The sequence below is a fragment of the Enterococcus gallinarum genome, assembly GCF_021496385.1.
GTDB classification, from domain to species: Bacteria; Bacillota; Bacilli; order Lactobacillales; family Enterococcaceae; genus Enterococcus_D; species Enterococcus_D gallinarum.
Map to the genome: position 1 here is coordinate 414,168 of NZ_CP050816.1, position 25,406 is coordinate 439,573.

Annotated in this window: 20 protein-coding genes; 5 read left to right on the forward strand and 15 right to left on the reverse strand. The window is 41.4% G+C overall.

All coding sequences use genetic code 11. The features are described from left to right. Nucleotides 1-10 precede the first annotated feature (10 nt). Nucleotides 11-571 carry an aminoacyl-tRNA hydrolase gene (gene pth / locus HED61_RS01985; RefSeq protein WP_003129124.1) on the reverse strand — a complete coding sequence of 187 codons (561 nt, stop codon included), beginning with the start codon at nt 569-571 and terminating at the stop codon, nt 11-13. 322 nt (nt 572-893) lie between these two features. Here pth and HED61_RS01990 point away from each other — a divergent pair, with 322 nt between their 5' ends. Both HED61_RS01990 and HED61_RS01995 read left to right on the forward strand, forming a co-directional pair. Then, complete coding sequence (locus HED61_RS01990) at nt 894-1,877, forward strand: L-lactate dehydrogenase (RefSeq protein WP_060815444.1); 984 nt, start codon at nt 894-896, stop codon at nt 1,875-1,877. Between the two features lie 306 nt (nt 1,878-2,183). After that, entirely contained in the window at nt 2,184-3,581 is a 1,398-nt protein-coding gene (locus HED61_RS01995; protein WP_113848968.1) for a L,D-transpeptidase family protein, read from the forward strand. Nucleotides 3,582-3,626: 45 nt separating this feature from the next. On the opposite strand, the gene HED61_RS02000 is transcribed toward HED61_RS01995, so the two are convergent. After that, the gene (locus HED61_RS02000) at nt 3,627-4,337 is read right to left on the reverse strand and encodes a YoaK family protein (protein ID WP_003129120.1); all 711 of its coding nucleotides are present in this window, start codon (nt 4,335-4,337) and stop codon (nt 3,627-3,629) included. 80 nt (nt 4,338-4,417) lie between these two features. Beyond that, nucleotides 4,418-4,927 carry a VanZ family protein gene (locus HED61_RS02005; protein WP_003129119.1) on the reverse strand — a complete coding sequence of 170 codons (510 nt, stop codon included), beginning with the start codon at nt 4,925-4,927 and terminating at the stop codon, nt 4,418-4,420. Between the two features lie 113 nt (nt 4,928-5,040). On the opposite strand from HED61_RS02005, the gene HED61_RS02010 reads away from it, so the two are divergent. Beyond that, entirely contained in the window at nt 5,041-6,846 is a 1,806-nt protein-coding gene (locus tag HED61_RS02010) for a M3 family oligoendopeptidase (RefSeq protein WP_219645369.1), read from the forward strand. A gap of 42 nt (nt 6,847-6,888) precedes the next feature. On the opposite strand, the gene HED61_RS02015 is transcribed toward HED61_RS02010, so the two are convergent. From HED61_RS02015 to HED61_RS02035, 5 genes are all read right to left on the reverse strand, one after another. Continuing rightward, nucleotides 6,889-7,356 carry a TspO/MBR family protein gene (locus HED61_RS02015; protein WP_219645370.1) on the reverse strand — a complete coding sequence of 156 codons (468 nt, stop codon included), beginning with the start codon at nt 7,354-7,356 and terminating at the stop codon, nt 6,889-6,891. Between the two features lie 165 nt (nt 7,357-7,521). After that, nucleotides 7,522-8,358, reverse strand: coding sequence for a glycosyltransferase family 8 protein (locus tag HED61_RS02020; RefSeq protein ID WP_113848969.1), 837 nt, complete (start codon nt 8,356-8,358; stop codon nt 7,522-7,524). A gap of 145 nt (nt 8,359-8,503) precedes the next feature. Then, a complete protein-coding gene (locus HED61_RS02025) occupies nt 8,504-9,244 on the reverse strand; it encodes a GntR family transcriptional regulator (protein ID WP_003129115.1) in 741 nt (246 codons plus the stop codon). A gap of 175 nt (nt 9,245-9,419) precedes the next feature. Continuing rightward, the gene (locus HED61_RS02030; protein ID WP_060815438.1) at nt 9,420-10,700 is read right to left on the reverse strand and encodes a PTS sugar transporter subunit IIC; all 1,281 of its coding nucleotides are present in this window, start codon (nt 10,698-10,700) and stop codon (nt 9,420-9,422) included. Between the two features lie 199 nt (nt 10,701-10,899). Then, entirely contained in the window at nt 10,900-12,288 is a 1,389-nt protein-coding gene (locus HED61_RS02035; protein ID WP_103300654.1) for a glycoside hydrolase family 1 protein, read from the reverse strand. Nucleotides 12,289-12,445: 157 nt separating this feature from the next. On the opposite strand from HED61_RS02035, the gene celB reads away from it, so the two are divergent. Both celB and HED61_RS02045 read left to right on the forward strand, forming a co-directional pair. After that, nucleotides 12,446-13,717 (forward strand): PTS cellobiose transporter subunit IIC, encoded by a 1,272-nt coding sequence (celB, locus tag HED61_RS02040; RefSeq protein WP_219645371.1) that lies wholly within the window; start codon nt 12,446-12,448, stop codon nt 13,715-13,717. A 113-nt stretch (nt 13,718-13,830) separates the two neighbouring features. Continuing rightward, complete coding sequence (locus HED61_RS02045) at nt 13,831-14,547, forward strand: GntR family transcriptional regulator (RefSeq protein WP_060813648.1); 717 nt, start codon at nt 13,831-13,833, stop codon at nt 14,545-14,547. 157 nt (nt 14,548-14,704) lie between these two features. Here the strand turns inward: HED61_RS02045 and HED61_RS02050 are convergent, their stop codons facing one another. The 7 genes from HED61_RS02050 to HED61_RS02080 form a co-directional block, all read right to left on the reverse strand. Next, nucleotides 14,705-14,905 carry a heavy-metal-associated domain-containing protein gene (locus HED61_RS02050; RefSeq protein ID WP_103300656.1) on the reverse strand — a complete coding sequence of 67 codons (201 nt, stop codon included), beginning with the start codon at nt 14,903-14,905 and terminating at the stop codon, nt 14,705-14,707. 27 nt (nt 14,906-14,932) lie between these two features. Further along, nucleotides 14,933-17,395: a heavy metal translocating P-type ATPase gene (locus HED61_RS02055; protein WP_219645372.1), complete on the reverse strand. Its 2,463-nt coding sequence runs from the start codon at nt 17,393-17,395 to the stop codon at nt 14,933-14,935. A gap of 185 nt (nt 17,396-17,580) precedes the next feature. Next, the gene (locus HED61_RS02060; RefSeq protein ID WP_060813651.1) at nt 17,581-19,017 is read right to left on the reverse strand and encodes a glycoside hydrolase family 1 protein; all 1,437 of its coding nucleotides are present in this window, start codon (nt 19,015-19,017) and stop codon (nt 17,581-17,583) included. Nucleotides 19,018-19,305: 288 nt separating this feature from the next. Next, nucleotides 19,306-21,075 (reverse strand): ABC transporter ATP-binding protein, encoded by a 1,770-nt coding sequence (locus HED61_RS02065; RefSeq protein ID WP_138371421.1) that lies wholly within the window; start codon nt 21,073-21,075, stop codon nt 19,306-19,308. Further along, a complete protein-coding gene (locus HED61_RS02070; protein ID WP_219645373.1) occupies nt 21,068-22,783 on the reverse strand; it encodes an ABC transporter ATP-binding protein in 1,716 nt (571 codons plus the stop codon). Before HED61_RS02070 ends, HED61_RS02065 begins: the two co-directional genes overlap by 8 nt. Then, complete coding sequence (locus HED61_RS02075; RefSeq protein ID WP_138371419.1) at nt 22,780-23,220, reverse strand: MarR family winged helix-turn-helix transcriptional regulator; 441 nt, start codon at nt 23,218-23,220, stop codon at nt 22,780-22,782. Before HED61_RS02075 ends, HED61_RS02070 begins: the two co-directional genes overlap by 4 nt. 220 nt (nt 23,221-23,440) lie before the next feature. Further along, nucleotides 23,441-25,159, reverse strand: coding sequence for a hypothetical protein (locus HED61_RS02080; protein ID WP_171917798.1), 1,719 nt, complete (start codon nt 25,157-25,159; stop codon nt 23,441-23,443). Between the last annotated feature and the right edge of the window lie 247 nt (nt 25,160-25,406).

Genomic DNA, 25,406 nt, shown 5'->3' on the forward strand with positions numbered 1-25,406 from the left:
CAGGTCCTCCTTAATTAAATCGATTCATTGTGGCAAGAAAATCACCGGTGGTCAAGTAATCGATACTTGCTGCTGCTGCTTTATCCAAGCTTTGCAGAATCATCGGCTGGTCTTCTTTAGCAAAAGGACTTAGAACGTGATCGACCACTGTCCGGCCTGGCTGTGGTCGATCGATCCCTACTTTGATGCGATCAAATACAGATGTACCAAGATGGGAAATCAAGCTTTTCATCCCGTTATGCCCCCCCGCACTGCCTTTTTGCCGCAAACGAATTTTGCCTAACGCTAAATCAAGATCATCATAGATAACCACGATCTCTTCAGGATAAACTCCATAATAAGTCATTAAAGGCCCTACTGCCCGGCCCGATTCATTCATGAAAGTCTGAGGTTTGACCAACATGATTTTTTCACCGTTCATAAAAAATTCAGCAATTTCTGCTTCAAAAGCTGATGATTTAAAAGTAGCTTGGTATTTCTCCGCTAACGCATCGACTACCATAAACCCAACATTGTGTTTTGTTTTTTCGTATTTTTTGCCTGGATTTCCCAGACCTATAATCATTTTCATTTTTTGATCCGCTCCATTTTTTCAAAAAAATTACCACCACAAAATACTGGGCACGACAATTCTGCCCAGTAAAAACGTTCACTACGATTATAACACATAACGGACTGTTACCGTGTCTTTCCTTTGCTCAGAATTTCTCTTTCTTAAAAAAATCATTAGAAACCTTGATTTATCCTAATTCCTACAGGATAACAAAGAAAGCATTTACAAATGAAACAGCAAAAATATCTGTAACATTGTTGAGCAAATCACATGACAAAATCGCTTGAAAGTGTTAGGATGTTACCTAGTAAAACAAATATGCGGAAGGAATGATACACAAATGACTGCTAAGACAAATAAAAAAGATCACCAAAAGATAATCCTTGTTGGAGACGGTGCGGTTGGTTCCAGTTATGCATTTGCGTTAGTCACTCAAAATATTGCTCAAGAAATAGGGATCATTGATATAAATACAGCAAAAACAGAAGGAGATGCTATCGACTTATCTCATGCGTTAGCATTTACCTCACCCAAAAAAATCTATGCTGCCACTTATGCAGATGCACATGACGCCGATGTCGTGGTGATCACAGCTGGTGCGCCACAAAAACCTGGCGAAACTCGCTTGGATCTAGTCCACAAAAACTTAAAAATCAATCGTGAAGTAGTTACACAAATCGTTGATTCAGGATTTAACGGTATCTTCCTTGTCGCTGCAAATCCAGTAGATATTCTTACCTACTCAACATGGAAATTCTCAGGTTTTCCAAAAGAGCGCGTAATCGGTTCAGGAACTTCACTAGATTCTGCTCGTTTCCGTCAAGCGTTAGCTGAGTTGATCGATGTTGATGCACGTAATGTCCATGCTTATATTTTAGGGGAACATGGCGATTCAGAATTCCCAGTTTGGTCTCATGCAAATGTTGCCGGATTGCAAATTTATGAATGGGTCAAAAACAACCCCGATATTGATGAAGAAGCAATGGTTAACTTGTTCTTCAGTGTTCGTGATGCAGCTTACACAATCATTGAGAAAAAAGGTGCTACTTTCTATGGTATCGCTGTTGCCTTGGCTCGTATCACTCGTGCCATTTTGGATGATGAAAATGCAGTACTGCCGCTTTCTGTCTTTATGAATGGCGAATACGGATTAAAAGATATTTATATCGGTGCCCCTGCTATCATTAATGCCCAAGGAATCCAAAAAGTAATCGAAATTCCATTGACGGATGGAGAACAAGATCGAATGACTGCTTCTGCAAAACAATTGAAAGACATTCTAGATGAAGCTTTTGCGAAACTAGATGCGGAAGACAATCAATAAAACGATTGCTATAAGCCACTTACAAGAGTCTGTAACATAAGACCGAACAAGAAAGAGATCCTTTGAATCAAGATGCTTCGTGTACTTTGATCCAAAGAATATTGCGTAAAGCTGCTGTGCTTTTATCACACAGCAGCTTTCGTTGAATCACTTCTTGGTTGCTGTCCTATGAGCAGACTCTTTTTATAATTTAAGAATTCTCTATTTTTTCATGGAACTTTCACTTAATCAATTCGCTTTTCTTGTAGAATATGGTATGATTTAGCCGATCTATCATTTTTAAATCATCATAAAAGGAGCCTTTAAATGACACGATCCAACAAACACACACATACTCAGAGTAAGACGAAAAAGATCGTTCTGATCGCTATCGCTGCCGTTCTAGTCGTGATTGCGGGCGGATACACTTATCGAAGTACATATTATCAAGACCGTTTCTTGCCAAATACCTCGATCGATGATATTGACATCAGCAATAAAACGGTCGCGGAAGCCAATGATTTGTTGCATGACCGTTACAGCAAACAGTCTTTTACAATCAAAGAAGGCAATACGGATTGGAAAACCATCAATTTGGCTCAATTTGGTTTGCAAACGGATTTTACAAAAGAATTGGAAGATTTGAAAGATGAACAAAACCAGTGGACATGGGGAATGGCCTATGTATCTGCTGCAGAAGATAAAAAACTAGGTACCGTTTCTGTTGATCAACAAAAGTTGACAAGTGAAACAGCCACAATCAAAGAGGCTTTGGAAACCTTAAATGAAGGTCGGACCGCTTCTAAAGATGCCACATTGAAAAAAGGAGATGATGGCTTCTCGATTGAACCAGAAGTTGTTGGTGATGCCATTGACGTCGAACAAACTGTCGCGGATTTACAAAAAGCAATTACTAGCGGCGAAAGTGAATTGGATTTGACTGCGTATCAAAAGAAACCTAGCGTTACTTCTGATGACAAAGAACTAGCAAAAGAAATGGAATCATTGAATAAAATTGCTCAAGTAAATGCTAATTATTCCATCAATGGCTCAACTTTCCAGATTCCGACCGCAACAATCATGGATTGGCTCTCTTATAAAGATGGAAAAACCACGATTGATGAAGAAAAAGTACGGAATTATGTAGCAGACCTAGGGAACCAATACAACACAAGCACCAATGCTTCTACGTTCAAAAGCACGAAACAAGGCGAGGTATCCGTACCAGCTGGGACACTAAGTTGGACGATCCAAACTGATTCTGAAACAAGTGCATTGATCGAAGCCTTAAAGACTGGAGAAGACTTTACTCGTTCTCCAGTGGTCTTGGGTAGTGCAGATCCAAGTGGTCCACTGTTTGGAAACACTTATATCGAAGTTGATTTAAAAAATCAACATATGTGGTATTACAAAGACGGTGCAGTCGCTCTTGAAACAGACATCATTTCTGGAAAACCTAAATCACCCACTCCTACAGGTGTATTTTACGTTTGGAACAAAGAGCGGAATGCTACATTGACCGGCGAAGATTATTCTTCTCCTGTTGACTACTGGATGCCTATTGATTGGACCGGCGTTGGGATTCATGATTCAGATTGGCAACCAGAATATGGTGGCGATTTATGGAAGACCCGCGGGTCTCACGGATGTGTCAATACTCCACCAGGTGTGATGAAAGAATTATTTGGTATGGTAGAAGTAGGAACGCCTGTTATCGTTATTTAATCTATATAATCCAAAAAGGACGGAGAATTATTTCTCCGTCCTTTTTTATACCCGATTCTGGTTTCTGATCGTAATCGTCAGTACAAAAAGTAATATGCCCGATACGACCCAAATCGTTCGGTGAAAAAGAAACATACCTAATAAACTGCTGCTGACTGCCCCGAAGAAAAATCCTCCGATGATCATCGCGATATACTTGATCTTATAATCTACAGTAGCATCTTTTTTGAAGAAACGCTGATAAAGATAATCCGCCATTGAACGCAAATTTCCGGTCGTCATCGTCGTTGCATAGGGCATTCCAGCTAATCTGCGATAAGAAGCATATTGGATGGCTGCAAAAAAAGAAAGTCCAGAATCCACAAAGACATTTGGCAATGTCTGAGCAAAAAATCCTAAAAGAAAAATACCGAGTGCTTCAAAGAAGAGGGCTACATTTTGCCAAACAATTCTACCACCTGTTGGGAAACGATGCTGCAAGCCATTAGTCACTATGATCCCTATCAAAAACAGCAAAATTGGCGGTAAATATCTGGCAGCCTGTCCAAACTCTCCAGATGCCAAATTGATTCCTAACAAAATGACATTTCCTGATTGCATACTGGCAAACACTTCTCCATGAAAGAGATAAGTATATGCGTCTAAGAATCCCCCTGCCATTGCTAAGGCAACTCCTACTGGTAGACTTTCATGCACCACGATATCCGGTTGTCGTCTATTCGGATCATTTATTTTACTGCTGTGATCTGCTTGCATCTTTTCCGCCTCTGTCTTTACTTTACTATTTCTAGCTGATTGATTGCATTTTAGTTATGGTTGCTGTTAAAAAACTAATCTTATTTTCTTTTCTTGCCTCGCTTTTGCCAACTAAGAATCCCCCAACTAAGCAAGACAGCTGTCAGTGCTCCAGCTGAATCGAGCATGACATCTTGGAACAAAGGTGTACGGCCACCGGTCAACATTTGATGGTACTCATCCATCCCTGCATACCCCGTTGCTGCCAACCAGCCAAAGAAAGCTGACAGCCAATAGGGAATTTTTCGATAGCTCAATGATAGAAATAAGCTACCTCCTAATACAAAGTAAGTAAAGAAATGAGCCCCTTTACGAATAAAAAATTCCACAAAAGAAAAATAACCTTTTTCGGCAATACTGATTTCAGATCCTGCATAAGAGAAAGCGAATTTGCTCAACCATTCTTTCAATGGCTCTTCTTTTAACAGACGAGAAAGCAAACCGACTTGTGATTGTTGTTCATAAGTTTGTGACGAACTAATAAATAAAATCACCATCACAGCTACCGCAATCGTGAAATAAAAATTTGGTTCTTTCCACATTTTTTTCATCATCTCAGCCCCTCATTTTCTAATCTTACCATTTTCAGTATTCTCTGCAACTACTTTTCGAAGGGTGTGCTATACTTATTACCATCTGATAAACGAAAGGAGCAACACCCAAGATGACTTATTCTCTCAACTGGGACCTTGATTCGATTTTTTCAGGCGGCAGCACGTCTACCCAACTGCAAGAACGAATGTCCCAACTAGATGCACAAATCAAAACTTATCGCACAAAAGTAGATGCGTGGCAACCCGACAATGCCTCTCAACCAGAGGAATTAGCTGAATTATTATCATTGTCCGAAACAATCAGTAAAGGATTTTCTCAGTGCAGCAGCTTTATCAATGCATTGCTATCTGCCAACGTTAATGACAATCAGGCAAAATTACTTTCGGGCGATCTCTATGCCAAATTGCCAATGCTACAAGCAGCCGAAACAGTTTTTTCGAAAAAATTGACAGAAATTTCTGATGAAGACTGGGAGACACTATTGAAAGAAGAACCCTTTGCGACTATCGCCTTTCGTTTGAGCGAAATTCGTCGCGACGGCAAGGAGCTTTTGTCGGAAGCAGAAGAAACGATTATTAACACACTTTCTTTAGACGGACTAAATGCTTGGAGTCAGCATTATGATACGATTGTTGCTTCGATTGCGATTCCATTTACCCGGTCGGATGGAACAACGATTACTCTTTCAGCTGGTCAAGCTTTCAACAAAATGATGGGTGACCCAGATCCTGAAGTTCGTGCTCAACTATTTGCGGAGTGGGAAAAAGCATGGGGAGAAAAAGAAGATTTATTTGCCGATACATTGAATCATCTGGATGGATTCCGTCTCTCCAATTACAAACTGCACGGTGTAGATGACTATCTGAAGGAGCCTCTCGAGTATAATCGCCTGCAAAAAGCGACATTAGACGCAATGTGGAGAACGATCCAGAAGAACAAACAACCGATCGTGGACTTTTTGACACGAAAAGCCCAATTATTCGGAAAAGAAAAAATGGAGTGGCAGGATCAAGATGCTCCGATCATTTTAGGTGAAATGAAGGAACGTACCTATACATTCGATGAAGCAGCTGCTTTCATTTTAGAAAACTTTAAAAAATTCAGTCCCAAAATGGCTGATTTTGCGCAAGAAGCCTTTGAAAAAAGTTGGATCGAAGCAGAAGATCGTCCTGGCAAACGTCCTGGCGGTTATTGTACAAGTCTGCCTGAAACAAGAGAATCACGTATTTTCATGACTTATAGTAATTCCGTCAATGAGGTAGCCACTTTGGCGCATGAGTTAGGTCATGCTTTCCATAGTAGTGTTCTTTGGGACTTGCCGCAGCTTAATCAGGATTATGCGATGAATGTGGCTGAAACTGCAAGTACCTTTGCCGAACTAATCGTTGCTGATGCAACATTGAAAGAAGCAAAAACAAAAGAAGAAAAAATCAATTTGTTAGATGCCAAAATGCAAAATGCCATTGCCATGTTCATGAATATCCATGCCCGCTTTATTTTTGAAAACAATTTTTACCAAGCACGGCAAAAAGGGCTGGTTTCTGCTGAACAAATCACAGAAATGATGGTGGCTGCACAAAAAGAAAGTTACGCCGATGGATTAGCTAGCTATCACCCACATTTCTGGGCGGCAAAACTACATTTCTTTATTGATGATGTTCCTTTCTATAACTTTCCTTACACATTTGGCTATCTTTTCAGCATGGGAATCTATGCTTATGCCAACCAAAAAGGGACGAGTTTTGAAGAAGAATATATTGCTTTGTTACAAGACACAGCTTCTATGCCGACGGAAGAATTGGCCCAAAAACATTTAGGCGTTGATCTGACAAAACCTGATTTCTGGCAAGCCGGAATCGATCGGGTCTTACAAGATATCGATACCTTCATGGAGTTGACAGAAGAATATTTATAACAAAAAACAAGCGCAGATTTCTGCGCTTGTTTTTTGTTACTATCAACTATTTAATAGTGTTAATCCGATAGTTAAATACCCCGCATAGAGACACCAAATCAGATAAGGTACAAAAAGATAGGTGGCTCTTTTATCGATTCGGGCAAATAAAAACATACAGACGATGACTGTCAAAACCAATAAGACGATAACCACTGTTCCTACCCAATAAAGATTCCAGCCAAAAAAGACAATACTCCACAAAAAGTTCAACACTTGCTGGATACCAAAGAAGATATAGGCTTGTTTCTTAAATGCTGGATTTACTTTCGGAATGATGAGTAAAAACAAAGCTGTCCCCATAAAGGCATATAAAATCGTCCAAACGATACCAATAATCCCTCCTGGAGGTGCCAAAAACGGTTTGTCCATTTGGGCATACGTCGCAGCAATATCACCCGCGAACAAGCTGGAAATGATCCCAGTAATCTCGATTCCTACCACACAAACAAGCCAAAGCAAAAATTTCATTTCTATCGCTCCCTTTCGTTCTCCACTTTTCTTCCGCTACTCGGTTAAATGAATCTAGCAACGGTTTGCTGCTTTTGCTTTAGTTTCTAATATTATGGTATCATTCCTACCTTCATTTCAAAAAAGTAATGCTCGTCTCAAAGAGATCGTTGGTCGATTTCAGCTCTAGTTGTCTAATAACGACCTGCTATACTTGCTTTGTTGTTGGGCAACATATTTATAAAGCGAACCATAACGGCTCTTGTACCCTTTCTTCCAAGGCTTGTCTTTACCACAAAAATGCAGCAATACAGTATGATTGATGACCCAGTCTAAGTCCCAGTGTCCTAGGCTGATCGTTTCATATGTACGGTTTTTTCTTACATCATAATTATATAGTTGGTCTGGAATTCCCAAGATCCGATCCCCATACAGCCCATTTAGAATATCTTGATCCGGTAAAAATAAATTCAATTGATTCTTCTGAATAAATGCCGCAATTTCTTTTTCTTTTACTTCTTGACGTAACTGAGTCAGATTCATCAGCAAAACGCCCGAATTGAAATATCCTTCAGACTCATAATTTTTGAGACGCACTTTATTGATGACTGTCGTAACCTCTGTTAATTTTGAATGGCTTGCTGCCGCATAAAGATGATCTTCAAGCGGTAATTCATATAGCGGCTGCAAATCGTTGATACACAATATGTCTGCGTCTAAATATAAGACCTTATCTAGATCTTTCGGCAAATAATTTTGGGCCAATAACCGGTAATAAATCGACTCTGGATAACGATCACTGACAGGGGCTTGTTTAAAAATAGATCCTGTACCGATAATGACTGGATGGTAGACAATTCCCAGTCCATGACAAAATTGATTCAATTCCTCTGTCTGAGCAAGTTCCTTCTCTTGTAAAACAAATGCATCCAATCGGCTTGCCGATGTGTGCAACCAAATTGAATAGAGGGTTGTTTTTAATTGTTCTACAAACGTATCGTCAATCGCAAACAGCAGGTTCATACTTTTCTTCACTCCTTAAGCAGTCATTGAAAACTGCTTGTATCTATCTTCGTACTATTAGTATACCTGATTCTCAGAATCTATACGAAAACAAACCATTCGGCCATCAAAAACAAAAAAACCAAAGCAGCGAGCACTTTGGTCGTTATGGTTTTCGATGATTTAAAAGATCTGGTTTCATGTCTAACATGGAATACCCGCGAACATCATACCGATTTCGGCTTCTTGAATAATCGATCGGTCTTCCCGATTCTAAATAAATAATCTGCTCTAATTCCAAAACTGGATCATCCGATTGACACTTCAAATATTGACGATCATACTCATCACTTTTCGCTGCTTGAAATGTCCGATAAGCACCGGCAAACTTATAATTCAACTCTTCTAACAAATAATCATATACCGATCGATGCAAGATTTCTTTCGTTAATCCCGTCACTAAATCTACTGGCATAAACGAATGTTCCAAAATATAAGGTTGCCCATCTAATATTCGCAAACGAATCACATGATATACCGGCTCTTCCGCAGCAACCTTCAACATCTCTTGTACTCTGCTATCTGGGAAACAGACTTCGAAGGTAATTACCTGACTTTGCAAATCTCTTTTTTGCATTTTCATCTGGTAACTAAGTCCTTTGTATTCGTTTACAGAAGACGTGTCACGATCCCAAAAAGAATGGTTCAACACTTTCGTCCCAGATCCTCGTTTCGAAAGCAACAGTCCCTCCATGATCAAAATATTGATGGCATTCTTAATGGTCATCCGACTGACACCAAATTCTTTTACTAACTCCGTTTGATGCGGCAGAAAGCTCTCTTTGGGATAAGTTCCATCTTTGATTCTTTTTCGAAGGACATCTGCTATCTCAACATACTTTGGCACAACATTCACCTCACATCCTATTAATTAAAAAAGACTGCGGCATAAGCAACAAAGACGACTACCCATCCTGTTGCTTTAGCCACCAACTAGCAACTAAAGCAACAGGATTGTCATTTTCATTCGTTCGGGTAGTTTCGTCTTGTTCTGACTTATGTCCCAGCCTAATTTTGATCGGTTAGATTTCTTTCAGACGACGATTTTCTTGGATCTGTGCCATCTTCACGAATGGAAGATAGATCACGATCGAGATAATCAAATTAACTGCAGCTAAGATTCCGCCAGCAATGCTTTGTGTTGACAAGATCCCACCAATGATCGGTGGTGTTGTCCAAGGCGCAATAACGGTACATGCTGGTACCAGTCCTGTTGCTGTGGCAAAATATGCAGTTGAAACTAATACAAGTGGTGTCAAAACATAAGGGATGAACAAAATTGGATTCAACACGACTGGCAATCCAAACATCACTGGTTCATTGATCATAAATACCCCTGGAGCCAATGATAATTTCGCTACAGTCATATAGGCTTTATGATGACGAGCAACCAAGAAAATTGCGATCAATAAGCCTAATGTTGCACCGGTACCACCTATATTAACAAATGAATCAAAAAACGGCTTATTTACAATATACGGCAATTTGTCTCCTGCTTCAAGCGCTTTCGTATTCGCTTCGATAGCTGGAATGTTAATCGTTTGCATAAATGGATCGATGATATTTGCACCATGCAAACCAAAGAACCAAAGGAAAGCAGAAATGAACCCTAGTAGCAATGCAGCTGGATAAGAGTTTGCCAATCCCATGAATGGTTGTTGCACAAGCTCATAGAAAGATAGAACCAAACTTGATACACCAAATGCTTGGAAGATTGCTGTGAACAATGCAAAAATCGAAATAGTGATCATTGCTGGGAACAGCGCTGCAAAAGAACGAGAAACTGCAGGTGGTACACCATCAGGCATGTTGATCACTAGACGAGGATTGCCTGCCAAACGACGGAAGATCTCAGTAGAAATAATAGCAACGATCAATGCCAAAAATAATCCTTGTGAACCAAGACCCGCAGCTGTCAGCAAACCATCAGCATCTGTGGCCATTGCACCTAATGCAAAAAAGCTGGCAACTGAAATTGCTCCTGCTCCTAATGCATCTTGGTCATAGCTCTTGGCCAAGTTATAAGAAACTGTGAATGCAATCAATAAAGCTAAAATAGAAAATGTACCTGCAGATAAATTATTGCCAAATGCTTGCCAGGTGCCTTCACCAAAAATACCGTTCATAAAATCAATATAAGCTGGAATAGGCAAATTATTGATCAATACCCCAAAAGATCCCAAGATCATCAATGGCATCGTTACGATAAAACCGTCACGAATCGCAACTAGATGACGTTGTGAACCGATTTTGGAAGCAATAGGAATAAAATGCTTCTCCATAAACGCGATAAACTTATTCATTTTTTTCTCCTTTCAAAAACCATCCTATAATTTAGTGAAACCGATTTCCTCTATAGAATACCACGCTTACATTTATAAGTCTAGTCTTTTTAGTTATAAAACTGAGCATGGATTATACAGTCCTATTCTTTTGCTATAGACAGCACCATTTTTTGACAATAAAAAAAACACAGTGAAGCAATCTTCACTGTGTTTTGAATCAAAAGCCGTTATTGTCAGAAACCTCTTTGTACCAGCGACCAGACTTTTTAATTGTGCGCTTGGCATCATGATTCAAGTCAACTGAGATGAAGCCATAACGATTTTTATATGCGTTCGTCCAAGACCAGTTATCCATACATGTCCACATATGATAGCCAACACAGTTGGTACCCTCTTGGATCGCTTGATGAACATACTTCAAGTGTTCTTTAACGAATTCGATTCGATAATCGTCCTCAATGATCCCTTCATCGTTGACAAAACGTTCTTCCCCTTCAACGCCCATGCCATTTTCAGAAATGTAGCATTTGATATTGCCATAATTCTCACGGGTATTGGTCAAGATATCATAAATCCCTTTTTCATAGATCTCCCATCCACGATAAGGGTTCATTTTTTTGTCAGGTTTATCATAATTATCAAAATAATCATCTGGTAATGGACCATTCGTGTGGTCGATCGGTGTTTCTTTTGCCATAATACGACGAGGCTGATAGTAATTGATGCCTAATAAGTCAATCGTGTTTTCTTGGATGATCACTAAATCTTCTGCTTCATGTTCCGGTATCATGTCTAATTCTTTGATGATCGTGACTAATTCTTCAGGAAATGTCCCTTTAACTGCTGGATCCAAAAAGGAACGGTTGAAGAAGGCATCGGCGATTTGGGCTGCTTTAACATCCTCCGGGTTTGCTTCATCTCTCGGATAGCTAGGTGTTAGATTCAAGATAATCCCTATCTCTCCACCCAATTCTAGCGCATGATATTCCTTGATTGCTTTCGCGCTCGCTAAGGTTTCATGGAAACCGGCTTGAACAGCATGCTTCATGTTGATTTCGTTTGGATAGTGGAACTGATAGAGATAGCCACCTTCTATCGGAACGATTGGTTCATTATGAGTGAACCATTTTTTGACTTTTGTACCAAACAATTCAAAACAAGTTTTGGCAAAAACGACGTAAGCCTCAACTGTCTCACGACTTAACCAACCGCCTTTTTCCTGCAAGGCCATCGGCATATCAAAATGATACAAGTTGACGAAAGGTTCAATCCCATTTGCAATCAATTCATCGAAATAATCATGATAAAAAGCCACAGCTTCTTGATTAACTTCGCCAGTTCCTGCTGGAATCAAGCGACTCCACTGGATCGATGTCCGAAATGTATTGTGTCCTGTTTCTTTCATCAGTTGAATATCTTCTTTATACCGCTTATAGACTTGGGATGTTTTTTCGGGGCCTACACGGTCAAAGAATTTTTCTGGTTCTTGCTCATACCAGTAATCCCAAATACTGGGTCCTTTTTTGTCTCCTGGAAAAGTTCCTTCTGTCTGAGGACCGCTGGCAGCAGAACCCCACCAGAATCCTTCTGGAAATTGATACGTCATCTTTTTTACACTCCCTATTCATGCTTGATACCGTAATCATAAAGGAAGCACTACCAAAAATCAATCTTTTTATTGGATAATGTATAGACATTTAAAATAAAACATGATACATTATGAATTGTAATCGATTGCAAAAAGTTGTTAGGAGTGATTTTTAATGAACGGTTTTATGGATAAAATATCTGAAAAAATCTTGCCGCTAGCCAATGCGTTAGGGCAAAACCGCTACCTCACTGTATTACGAGATGCGTTCATGCTTTCTTTTCCCATTACGATGTTTGGTTCAATCGTAGTGGTTATCAACAATCTGCCTTTTTTCAATGATGCAACGAAAGGCACTCTAAGTACCCTGTTCGGTAATGGACAAAATGCAACAATGAGCATCATGACAGTTTTTGTTACTTTTGGTATCGGCTATTATTTGTCTAAGTCTTATGATGTTGAAGGGATCTTTGGAGGCGCTGTATCTTTTGCAAGCTTTTTGATTCTAACACCATTTTTCATGACTACAGAATCAGGTGAAACTATTACTGGCGTGCTATCTCTTGATCGCTTAGGTGCCAAAGGTATGTTCATCGGAATGATCGTTGCCTTCTTAGCTGCTGAGATTTATTGTCGCGTCACAAAACGCGGTTGGCAAATCAAAATGCCTGATGGGGTGCCACCTGCAGTAACGAAGTCATTTGCTGCTTTGATTCCAGCGATCGTTACGCTAACCATCTTTTTGATGATCAATGCGATCATGACCGGCGTCTTCCATGCGAACCTTCATGATGTAATCTATGAATTGATTCAAAAACCGTTAACAGGTCTTGGCAGCAGCTTACCTGCTACACTATTGGCACTGTTCTTGGTTCAGTTCTTATGGTTCTTTGGTCTTCATGGGCAAATCATTGTCAACTCTGTCATGGATCCTATCTGGAACACATTGATGTTGGATAATTTAGAAGCCTATCAAAATGGCGAAGCATTACCCCATATCGTGACGAAACCATTCATGGAAACTTTCACGGTTGGTTTAGGGGGTTCTGGAATGACGCTAGCTGTTGTGATTTTGATGGCTTTTGTCCTAAAGAAAAAACAATACCGCGATGTTGGTCGTTTGGCTCTTGCTCCTGGTATCTTCAATGTAAATGAACCTGCTATTTTCGGAATGCCGATCGTACTGAATGCAACGATTTTGATTCCTTGGGTAGTAGCACCCCTAGTGGTGACAACTTTCAATTACCTTGTGATGGCAGCTGGTCTAGTTCCAGCACCAACTGGTGTGTCCGTACCTTGGACCGTGCCAGTGATCGCTAGCGGTGTGTTAGCAACCAACTCTTGGTTAGGTGGCTTGCTACAAGTCATTGATGTAGTACTTGTTGGTGTGATCTGGTATCCATTCTTGCGTATTTTGGATCGTCAACAAGAAGCTTCAATCAGTTAAAACAAAAAGACTGGCAGGTCAATCAACCTGTCAGTCTTTTATTTTAAAAAAAGGCTGCCGATTCGGATTGTCGAAATCGCTTTTTTCAGCTATACTCTTTGCGAGGTGAGGAGATGCCAAAATATCAAGAAATTGCCAATATTTTAAGAACAAGAATCAGAAATAAAACCTATCCTCCAGATAGTTTATTACCTAATCAAATAGATCTCGTTGAAGAGTTCCAAGTGAGCCGCATGACCATCAAAAAAGCGATCGGGATTCTCTCTATGGAAGGACTTGTCTATTCTCAGCGAGGAGCTGGAACTAAGATTTTGAATCATCCTTTCGTGGATCGAGATACGACAACATTAACGGAATATGTCGGCTTATCCACTGAAATGCGCAAAGCAAATCGGCCATTGACTAGTGAAGTTATTGATTTTCAAGTGGCTTTTCCGAACAAGGAGATCCAAGAAAAACTGATGCTGACAGAAGAACAACCCGTCTATAAGATCATTCGTCTGCGAATTTTAGAAGGCAAACCATTTATTCTGGAGCATACGTACATGCCGGTCCATTTAGTTCCTAATCTAAAACGTTCTCACTTGGAAACTTCTATCTATCAGTATGTAAAAGAAGAACTAGGCATTCAATTTGTCGGTGCTTATCGGACGATTTCTGCGGATAAAAGCTCGTTATATGATCAGAAATATCTGGCTTGCGATCCAACCGATCCAGTATTAGAAATTCAACAAATCGTTTACCAAAAAAATGGCTCACCGATCGAATACTCCCGCAGTCGCAACCGTTATGATACGCGGGTATATTCCTATTTAGACGTTCAACGATAATAAACAGCCAAAGCGGCGCAGTAAAACTAGACAAAAGAACAACCAAAATATAGAGAAGAGATTTTTCGGTTTTTGGGTGTATTAGTCTTGTTCACTGCTCGCTTTGACTGTTTTTATTTTTGATCCATTGCTTTACTTGCTCTCTTCTCGATGTTTATCAGATAGTAAGTAAACGATAAGGCGTATCTTTTAACGCAGCTGTCACCGTTTGATCTGAGGCATCGCCTGTGACGGTCGCAGTTTTCTTGTTCAAATCAACTGTAACTTCGGTAACACCGACTACTTGAGCAAGTGTTTCTCGTACCGTTTTTGCACAGCCTTCGCATTTCATGCCGTCGACTTGATATGTTTTTTTCATAATGATCCTTCTTTCTTCTCTATTTTGTTATTGGTTTCTTGCTGCTCGTTTACTGACTGGAGTGAACCGTTTTAAACGTAGCGCATTCAATAAGACGGAAACTGAACTAAAACTCATGGCTGCCCCTGCAATCATCGGATTCAAAAGCGGTCCGCCAAAAAGATGCAGTAATCCCATGGCAACAGGGATTCCCAAAACATTATAAGCAAATGCCCAGAAAAGATTTTCTTTGATATTCTTGATGGTTGCTCGACTCAATTCCACTGCAGTCGGCACATCCAGCAAGTCACTACGCATCAACACGATATCTGCAGATTCAATGGCGACATCCGTTCCTGAGCCAATGGCGATACCGACGTCTGCTTTGGCTAAAGCTGGTGCATCATTGATTCCGTCACCTACCATGGCAACTTTTTGTCCAGTTTGCTGCAGTTCTGCCACTTTAGCCGCCTTATCTTCTGGCAACACATCACTAATGACTTCATCGATACCTACTTGATCAGCAATGGCTTGTGCTGTTCGCGAATTATCCCCTGTGATCATCGCCACTTTGATGCCCATTTGATGCAGACGTTCAATGGCTTGTGCGCTGCTTGTTTTCACCGTATCGGCCACAGCAATCAACCCAATCAATGCGCCGTCCATGGCAACATACATTGGTGTTTTCCCTTGGTTTGCTAAGCCTTCGGCAGATGCAATTACAGATGAGACATCTATTTGTTTTTGATCCATCAACTTTTTGTTTCCTAACAGCACGTCTTTTCCATCCAATCTTCCCGTGATTCCATGACCAGGGACGGCTTGGAAATGACTAACAGAAGAAAATGTTAATTTCTGTTGTTTGGCAGCGGCTACGATAGCTTCTCCCAGTGGATGCTCCGATCCATCTTCTGCAGAAGCTGCTAGCTGCAAGACCGTTTCTTTCGTATGTGCGCCATAAGGTAAAAGATCTGTCACAACTGGTTTCCCTTCTGTGATCGTCCCGGTTTTGTCAAAAACGATCGTTGTGATGTTGCGAGTCGTTTCTAATGCATCACCGCTTTTGATCAATACACCATTCTCGGCGCCTTTCCCAGTTCCCACCATGATTGCCGTTGGTGTTGCTAATCCTAAGGCACAGGGGCAGGCAATGACTAATACCGAAATAGTGATCGTCAGTGCAAAGATCCACGACTCTTGTCCGAAGAAAAACCATGCCAGTCCTGCTAGTAACGCTAAGCCAATCACGATCGGAACAAAAACACCCGAAACTTTGTCAGCTAATCGTGCAATTGGGGCTTTCGAACCTTGGGCATCTTCCACTAGCTGGATGATCTGTGCCAGAGTGGTATCCTTGCCAACTTTTGTCGCCTGATAGCGAAACGTACCCGTTTTATTGATACTCGCTCCAACAACTGAATCACCAGGTTGTTTCTCCACCGGAAGGCTCTCTCCAGTGATCATTGACTCATCCACTGCTGAATGTCCTACTATCAGTTGTCCGTCCACAGGAATTTTTTCACCGGGACGAACAATCACAATATCGCCAGCCACGACTTGCTCGACTGGCACTTCCATTTCTGAATCATTTTTTAAGATCCGAGCAGTTTTTGGTGCTAAATCCAATAATTTCTTGATAGCTTCAGAGGTCTTGCCTTTTGATACGGATTCAAGGTATTTGCCTAGTGTAATTAATGTGAGGATCACCGCAGCTGATTCATAGTATAAATGCATCGCGAAATGCGTCTCTCCTAAATAAACCATGCCCGTCCCATACAAACTATATAAAAAAGCCGCACTGGTTCCTAACGCCACCAGAGAGTCCATATTAGGATGCCCTTTGAACAACGCTTTGAAGCCATTGCTAAAAAAAGCACCGCCAAAAATCATGACAGGGAGCACAAGGAACAATTGTGTACTAACAAATGCTACAGGCTGTGTCATAGGGTTCAAAAAGGAAGGGAGCGGCAGACCGATCATTTCGCCCATTGCTAAATAAAATAATGGCACGGTAAAAATGGCAGACAACCAAAATCGTTGCCATAACTTTTGAATTGGGTCTTTCTTTGCCGATTGCGGCTCCGCAGTTTTTTCGCCAAAAGCTTGATATCCTGCTTTAGCTACTGCCTCTTCAATGGTAGCTGTATTAAGTTGCTGCTTGTCGTAACGAACTGTCAATTTTTCCGTGGCTAAATTGACAGTAGCCGCTTGAACACCTGCAAGTTTGTTCACGGCTTTTTCAACCGTCTGGGCACAAGAAGCACAGGTCATCCCTTCAATCTGGAATGTTGCTTGCTGCTGATTTCCTATAAGAGAGTAGCCGGCATCGGCTACTGTTTTTGCTAAGAGTTGTTCATCTACCTGAGTTTCATCGTAGCGAACGTGAAGTTTTTCCGTCGCCAAATTGACGGAGGCTTCTTCGATACCTGTGACTTTGCTGACGGCCTTCTCGACCGTCTGAGCACAAGAGGCACAGGTCATTCCTTCGATTGCATAGTTTCCTTCAGCCATTTTTATTCCTCCTTAATGAAATATCGTACTGGGTTCCTCAAATAAGCGAAAGAGGCTACCTTTTGATTACAACTGTAATCTCTACTCTTCTACTTTACCTCCACTGTTTACATTTGTCAACGATTTTCATTCTACAAAAAAAGTACGCTTCTTTTTTAGAAACGTACTTTTTATTTTGCTATGAATTAACTATTTTGTCCATTGGTCTTGATCACTTCTTGATACCAATAGAAGCTGTCTTTTTTATAACGGGTCAAACTACCGTCTTGATTTTCGTCTTGATCGATATAAACGAAACCATAACGTTTTTGGTAGCCATTCAACCAGCTTAATAAATCAGTAAATGACCAAGTACAGTAACCTAGCACCTCTGCACCATCACTGATTGCTTCTTTGATTGCATGAACATGGCTTGACAGATAATCGATGCGGTATTGATCATGAATCTGATGATCGTCTGTCAACTTGTCATATTCGCCAAGTCCATTTTCAGTGATCATCACTGGGATCCGATAGCGGCTAGTGATACGGCGTAACGCCACTCGCAACCCTTGAGGATCAATTTCCCAATCCCAATTGGTACGATCAACAAATGGATTTTCGACTTTTTTGAACATACCAGGTGTTCCTGTTTCTTCTGAACTGCCTTTTTCTCCAGTTGTATTCATTTTACCAGCGCCTACCCCATCTAACGGATTTGCTGCGTTAGTGGCAGTTTGGTAATAATTAATCCCTAAGAAATCCGGTTTTGCCGAACGCAACAGTTCCATATCTCCTGGCTCAATCGTTGGCGCGATCCCCTGTTCTTTCAAGAAGTTCATTGCTGCGATCGGATATTCGCCCCATAGGTAGACATCCATCCAATAATGCGCCATCAAATCTTCCGCATTTTCTGCTGCCAAAATATTTTTGGGATCACTGTCGATCGGGTAGTTTGGCGTGTAAGCAAAACTAGGTCCGATTTTACCCGGAATCTCCATCTCATGAAATGTATTGATTACAGAAGCATTGGCTAAGTTGGCAATGTGATTCACTTCATACATCCGCTTTGGATCAGTGACACCTGGCGGATGAGCAGCCAATAAATAACCTAATGAGGTAAACACATTTTGTTCATTCAGACTGACCCAGTATTTGACTTTGCCGCGAAATGCTTCGAAAAGTGTCGCAGCATAATTTGTAAAGTCTTCAATGATTTGGCGAGATTCCCAACCACCGTAAGCTTCTTGCAACGCTTTAGGCAAGTCCCAATGATAGAGCGTAACCATTGGTTCAATTCCTGCTGCAAGCAATTCATCGATCAAAGCCAAATAGAAATCTAGCCCTGCTTGATTGACTTCTCCTCGGCCTTCTGGAAAAATCCGTGTCCAAGCGACAGAAAAGCGGTAGGTTTTCAACCCTTGTTCTTTCATCAATGCCACATCTTCTTTGAATCGATGGTAATGATCGACTGCGACATCCCCATTCGTTCCTTTAAATGTTTTTCCAGGAATGCGCACAAAATCATCCCATACTGATGCGCCTTTCCCATCTTCTTGCCAAGCCCCTTCGACTTGGTACGCTGCAGACGCAGAGCCCCATAAGAAATCTTTGGGGAAATCTTTTAATTGTTTATGAAACACACAGGTTCCCTTCTTTCTTTCGATAATTCAGAATGTTTCCTTTCTAAGTATACCGATAAAAAAGCGGTTTGTCATGGAAACGCTGCATAATTTTGTAACTGCTTGCTTGAAAAAGAAGCAGCTGCGACGAGAGGCCTGCAACAAACTGCCTATCCTAGTCATTGTGTAATTCTGAGATTCAATAAATCTTCGTTGCAACTAGATGCAATACCGATTGTTCTGCTACTATGCTTAGATCTCTAGTCCAGTTGTTAAGCTGCTACTTCATAGATCCTAGCTATTCGTCGTTTATTCATCAAACTGTGCTTGGTAAAGGGCTGCATACGCACCTGCTCTAGCTAATAATTCATCATGAGTCCCTTGTTCGACGATATTACCGTTTTGGACCACTAAAATCACATCTGCGTGACGGATAGTGGAGAGACGATGAGCGATCACAAAGGACGTTTTGCCTTTCATCAGCTCAGTCATTGCCGTTTGGATCAACCCCTCGGTCTGGGTATCGACATTTGATGTGGCTTCATCTAAAATCAAGAGATCCGCATCCAAAAGCATCGCACGAGCAATGGTCAAAAGCTGCTTTTGTCCTTGCGAAATCCCGCCACCATCTTCTGTGATCAGTGTGTCATACCCTTTTGGCAATTGTTGAATGAACTCATGGACATGGGCTGCTTTAGCCGCTGCCTCTACCTCAGCAAGAGTCGCGGATGCTTTACCGTAAGCCAGGTTTTCAAAGACAGTTCCAGTAAATAACCAAGTATCCTGCAGCACCATCGCATAGCTTTTGCGCAAGCTGCTGCGCGTCGCTTTTTTGATGTCCTGTCCATCTAAACGAATCACTCCTTGATCCGGATCATAAAAACGCATCAAGAGATTCACGATCGTGGTCTTACCTGCCCCGGTTGGACCAACGATAGCGACTAAACTGCCTGGGGCAACGTCCAGCGATAGGTCCTTAATGATCATGCGATCCTTTTGATACCCAAAGGAGACATGATCCAATTGGATACACCCGGTTACTTCTGTAAACTCATAGGCATCAGGAACATCGGAGACTTCCGGTTCTTCATCCAACAAGCGAAAGATCCGTTCTGCTGCTGCCAATGCGGATTGCAAATCGCTAAAGATATTGGCCAGCTCATTGATCGGTCCAGAAAATTTACGAGAGTACAACACGAAGGAGGAGACGCTTCCTAAAGAGAGACGACCGAATAAAAATAGCAGTGCGCCAAAGACACTGATCAGTGACAACGAAACATTGTTGATAAAGTTGATGGACGGGCCCGTCATGCTACCATAATATTCTGCATTGTAATAAGAGGAAACTGCAGCCTGATTTTTTTCATCAAATCGTTCAATGATCGGTTCTTCTTGGTTATAGATCTTAATCGTTTGCTGACCCGAAAGAATTTCTTCTACAAATCCGTTCAATTCCCCTAGCTTTCGCGAACGACGCCGAAATAATGGCTGAAATTTCTTCATTAAATAACGAGTCAATAGAACCGAGGCAGGCACTGTCACTACAAAAATCAAAACGAGCACTGGAGAGATCAGCAACATCATAATAAACGAACCAATAATGGTGACTAAACTACTCAGCACTTGGATGGCATCACTAGCTAATGATGTATTGATCGTATCGACATCATAACTGATTCGACTAATGATATCGCCTGTTTGGACACGATCAAAGTAGCCGATCGGCAATTCAGAAATTTTGTCGAAAATCGCTTTGCGCATGGACTGGACGACACGTTGACTCAGACGGATCATCAATAATGAGATCAGATAACTTAACACCGCTGAACAAAGATAAAAAACAATCATCCATCCGCAATAAAAGAAGACCCGGTGAAAAATGACTTTTCCTGGTCCTGGCTGAATCGCATCGATGGCATAACCGGAAAGCAGTGGACCTACTAAGGAAAACAGATTGCTAGCCATCATTAAAACTGCTGATAATAGAAGAAGCCATTTCGTTTCATACAAATAGTGCCAGAGACGCTTCACAGTTTTTTTCGTCTCTTTTGGTTTTTCGGCGACTGTCTTGCTAGGCATTGATTTTCCCTCCTGTCTGTCCATGATAGATTTCCTGATAGATGGTATTCGTCGCCAGTAATGTGGCATGATCGCCGAATCCACTCATGCGGCCATTTTCCAACACAAGAATCTTATCTGCATGCTGGATCGAACTGATTCGTTGTGCAATCAAAATCGTCGTTGTGTCCGCAAATTGTTGTTTAAGTACTTGGCGTAGTTTGGCGTCTGTCTGATAATCCAATGCACTGGCTGAATCATCCAGGACTAAAATTTGTGGTTCACCAGCTAATGCACGGGATAGGAGGACTCGTTGCTTTTGACCACCGCTTAGATTGCTTCCTTTCGCATGAAGTTCATAGGCCAGTTGTTGTGGCAACTGCTGGATAAATTCCTTTGCTTGTGCCCTAGCGGCAGCTTCTTCGATTTGTTCTTTTGAAAAGCGGCGCCCAAAATCAATATTTTCTTCGATCGTATCAGCAAAAAGGATGTCTTTTTGCAAAACAATGCCAAAATATTGGTGCAGCTCTTCGGGATCCAGTGAGCGGATATCACGGCCATTGATGCGGATCTGTCCATTGGTCGGATCGTATAAACGCAGCAGTAAGCGTACAATCGTTGATTTACCACTGCCGGTAGCTCCGATGATTCCTAACGTCTGTCCCTTGACTAGAGAAAAATCGATTTCCTTCAGAACGGACGTACCATCAGGATAAGTAAAGGAAACGTGGTCAAATACAATGTGTGCTTCTTCATCTCTTGCCGGAAGGGGAACGACCTTCATATCCTGCGGCAGGCGCAGTACAGCTTGAATACGGTCTGCGGAAGCCAAACCTTTTGAGACGATCACGAAAATTCGCGTGATGCTTAACATCGCATTGAGAATAATCGTAAAGTAGGTGAGAAAAGCAATAATCACCCCTGGCTGCGTCAACCCGGCATTCACCCGATAAGCACTCACTAAAATCACCAATGTCAATCCCGCATTCAGAAAAAAATCCATTAAAGGTGGTGTGGCAGCCATCGTCCGGTTCGCCCTTGTTTCTGCCGCAACGACTGACTGATTGACTCGCTGAAATCGTTGTTTTTCATAGTCTGCTTTCGATAATGCTTTGATCACACGAGCACCCGTCACATTTTCCCGGACGGTGCGAACTAGCGTGTCTACTCGCTTTTGCAATTGGGCAAACAAAGGAATCCCTCGCTTAGAAATAATAACGGCGGCAACTAATGTGAATGGTAAAACCCCAACTAATACGAGTGTCAGCACCGGATCTAAGGTTGCTGTGATCAACACTCCTCCTAATAAGAGGATCGGCGCCCGAATGCCAAGTCGTTGGATCATGCCTACCGTTTGATGAATATTGTAAGTATCCGTAGTCAACCGCGAAACCAGCGAAGGGATACCGACTTGTTCGATCTGCGGAATCAATAAATAGGCCACTTTGGCAAAAAGATCATGACGTATGCTGCCAGTAGCATCTCTGGCAACACTGGAAGCCATCCGATTGGCAAGAATATTGGTTACAACAGCAATCACCGAACACAGCAGCATCACACCGCCCCACAAGAAAATGGCGGAAACATTTTTTGTAGGAATGATCGTATCAATGATATAGGCTAGGATCCATGGCAACAGCAGATCCATCAAAGACCCAAAAAACTTGATACTGACCCCGAGAGACATACGCCCAATATACGGGTGCAAATATTTTTTTAGTAACTTCACTGAACCTCATCTTCTTTCTTTAAAGCACGCTGTGAGTTTTCTTTTACTAGTTGTAGATCTGCCAGCAATTTTTGCTGTTCTGCTTCAGAAAACCCTTCTAAGACTTGCTCGTTCCACTGCTTCAACAATTGTTGGAGGATAGGTTGCATCGCCAACGCTTTATCGGTTGGATAAACGAGCAGTCGCCGCCCATCCAAACTGCTCGTTTGCCGACAAACATACCCTTTTTCTTCTAAGACTGCTAACTGGCGAGCAACATTGCTTTTATTGACAAAAATCAACTGACCTAAAGCTTCTTGACTGATCCCAGGGTTACGACAGACATTTAAAATGTACGTATGATGCATGGGACCTAACCCATATTTTTTTAGTTCCCTTTCCCGGTACAATGCGGCTAAACGGGCAATGTGGTTGATTGAACGAATGATTGACTCCATAATTTTTCTCCTTTACATGCAGTAAGGTAAATACAGTAGGTTCAGTATAAAGATAATTAGTTGCGCACGCAACTAATTTTTCAAAAATTTTTTACTTAAAAAATCTTAAGCGAAAAAGAAGCAGCTAAAGTGTTGCACACCACAGCTGCTTCTTTTTCGTTTAAGTCCGTTAATCATTCATTGCTGTCTACAAAAAAGCCGCCGACAACCGTTCTCTTGATCATTTTTGGCGTCTAACTGCAGCAAACAGCTGCCGTTTTTTCCAAAGAAAACCGAGAGCCAATAAGACCCATGCAGCCATTGTCAACCACAGTCCCCAGTCAAAATACCACGGCGCATCATAATCCACGATCAGCTCGTTGAGCCCTGTCTGTTGCTTAACAGTCACTGCCCCTATCGTACTCACTTTGATGTCAGAACGCTTCAATGGCTGTCCGTTAAGCTGTAAGGTCGTTCGTTGGTAATTGATGACCGGCAACGCCTTCCAGCTAGAATCTTCTCCTTGCCAGCGCAAAATCAACTGTCCATTAACAACCGCTTTTTGTACTGTCGTATTCTGCTTGATGATTTGTTCCCCGTAAGCATCGTATTTATTTTCCTTTGTGTCACGATAGATGGGAACATAATCGGGGGTTGACCGTTGGAACAGCACCAGTGCCTTCGCTTTGTCTGGACTGAAATAAGCCTCTTTCAGCGTCTGCTGATCAGAAACAAACAGATAGGAGTGGTTTCTGATTTTCACCGCGGAATCGCTGGATTGCCACTCACTCATCTTAGTACTGGTTTGAAACATAATCTGGCCCACACTGACAACTAAAAGCAAAATCAGCCAAATCGGCCGATTCAGACGGCTATCCGCTAAATAGGGCCGCAAAAGACACAATCCTGCAAGAATCAGCACTGTCGCAGGGACAAAAAAGCGAAACGGAAATTGAATCAGTTCAATCAATGGATTTTCGAGACTAGATAACCATTGCCATGGCAAATAGTTAGACGATAACAGGAAAAAAATGCCGGCAACGACAGTCAACAGCTTCAATCCATTGGGGATCTCTTGCCATTTTTTTAAAGCTCCGGCAAAAAATAGCCCACAGACCAATGGGAAAAGATAGGGCGATGTCCACCAGTAACTGCTGGTACCCGTAATCGTATTTCGCTCCATGTGGTGATTGACGAATGGTGGCAGTAACTGATTGCTTTGATAAAGATCAAGCATTGCCAGCCAAATATTGGCAGTCAACAGGAGAAAAATTCCAATGGCGGCGAATAAATGAAGCAAGAGCCGCTTTTTACCTTGGCTTTTCAAAAAAGTGCGCAAAAAGAAAGGGATATAGATCAAAACCAATAAAATACTCGAAAAAACATGGATTTGAAACAGCGCAGCTACTGACACGCCCACAGCAAACGGACGGATCCGTTGAAAGCGCGTCATATCAATCAATGGAATGAAACAAAAAGGCAATATTGCTGCTCCCCAAGCCGAAAACCCTTGTCGTTCGACCCAATATTGGATCGAATACGTGGTCATAAAAAGGATGCCCATGCCTAGAGATAACCAGCCCGAAACTTTCAATTTTCGCAGTAACGTGTACATTGATGTTCCTGCCAAAAGGTACAGCAATCCATTTGATAAGAGTTGGTATTGGAACCAAGAACGACTGATCAAAACTAATAATCCTTGAAAATAGGCAAAAAATGGTCCATACAATGCATTGACGATCCGACCAGATTGCTGAAAACCATAAATGGAAAGAAAGTATTGATAGTTTCCTTCTTTGATTTGCTGGCTCGTCTCATAAAAACGATTAAAATGAAAGACGGCGTCCGAACCTAAAATCAAGCCACGACCGAACAATTGCGGCAACAATAGCAGCATACTTACACAGAAAATAACGAGCAATTGCAGAACTGTCGGCTTGAATAAAACTGTTTTTTTCACTAAATGACCTCCTTGCAAAACAGTTCTTATTTTTTAGAATAACAGAATTGTCGGATAAGGTAAAAAATAAGCCTTTTTGAAAAGGGTATCATTGTAAAAATTTAATGAAGCATCTCCTAATGAAGTGTCCTTAATGAAAGCTAAATTCAGCTTCAAAAAAACTACACCTCCTATAACTTTTTTATAAAGTACAATTACGAAGTGTATCAACGCAGTAAAAAGCCCTAGAAGGGCTCACCACTCGCTA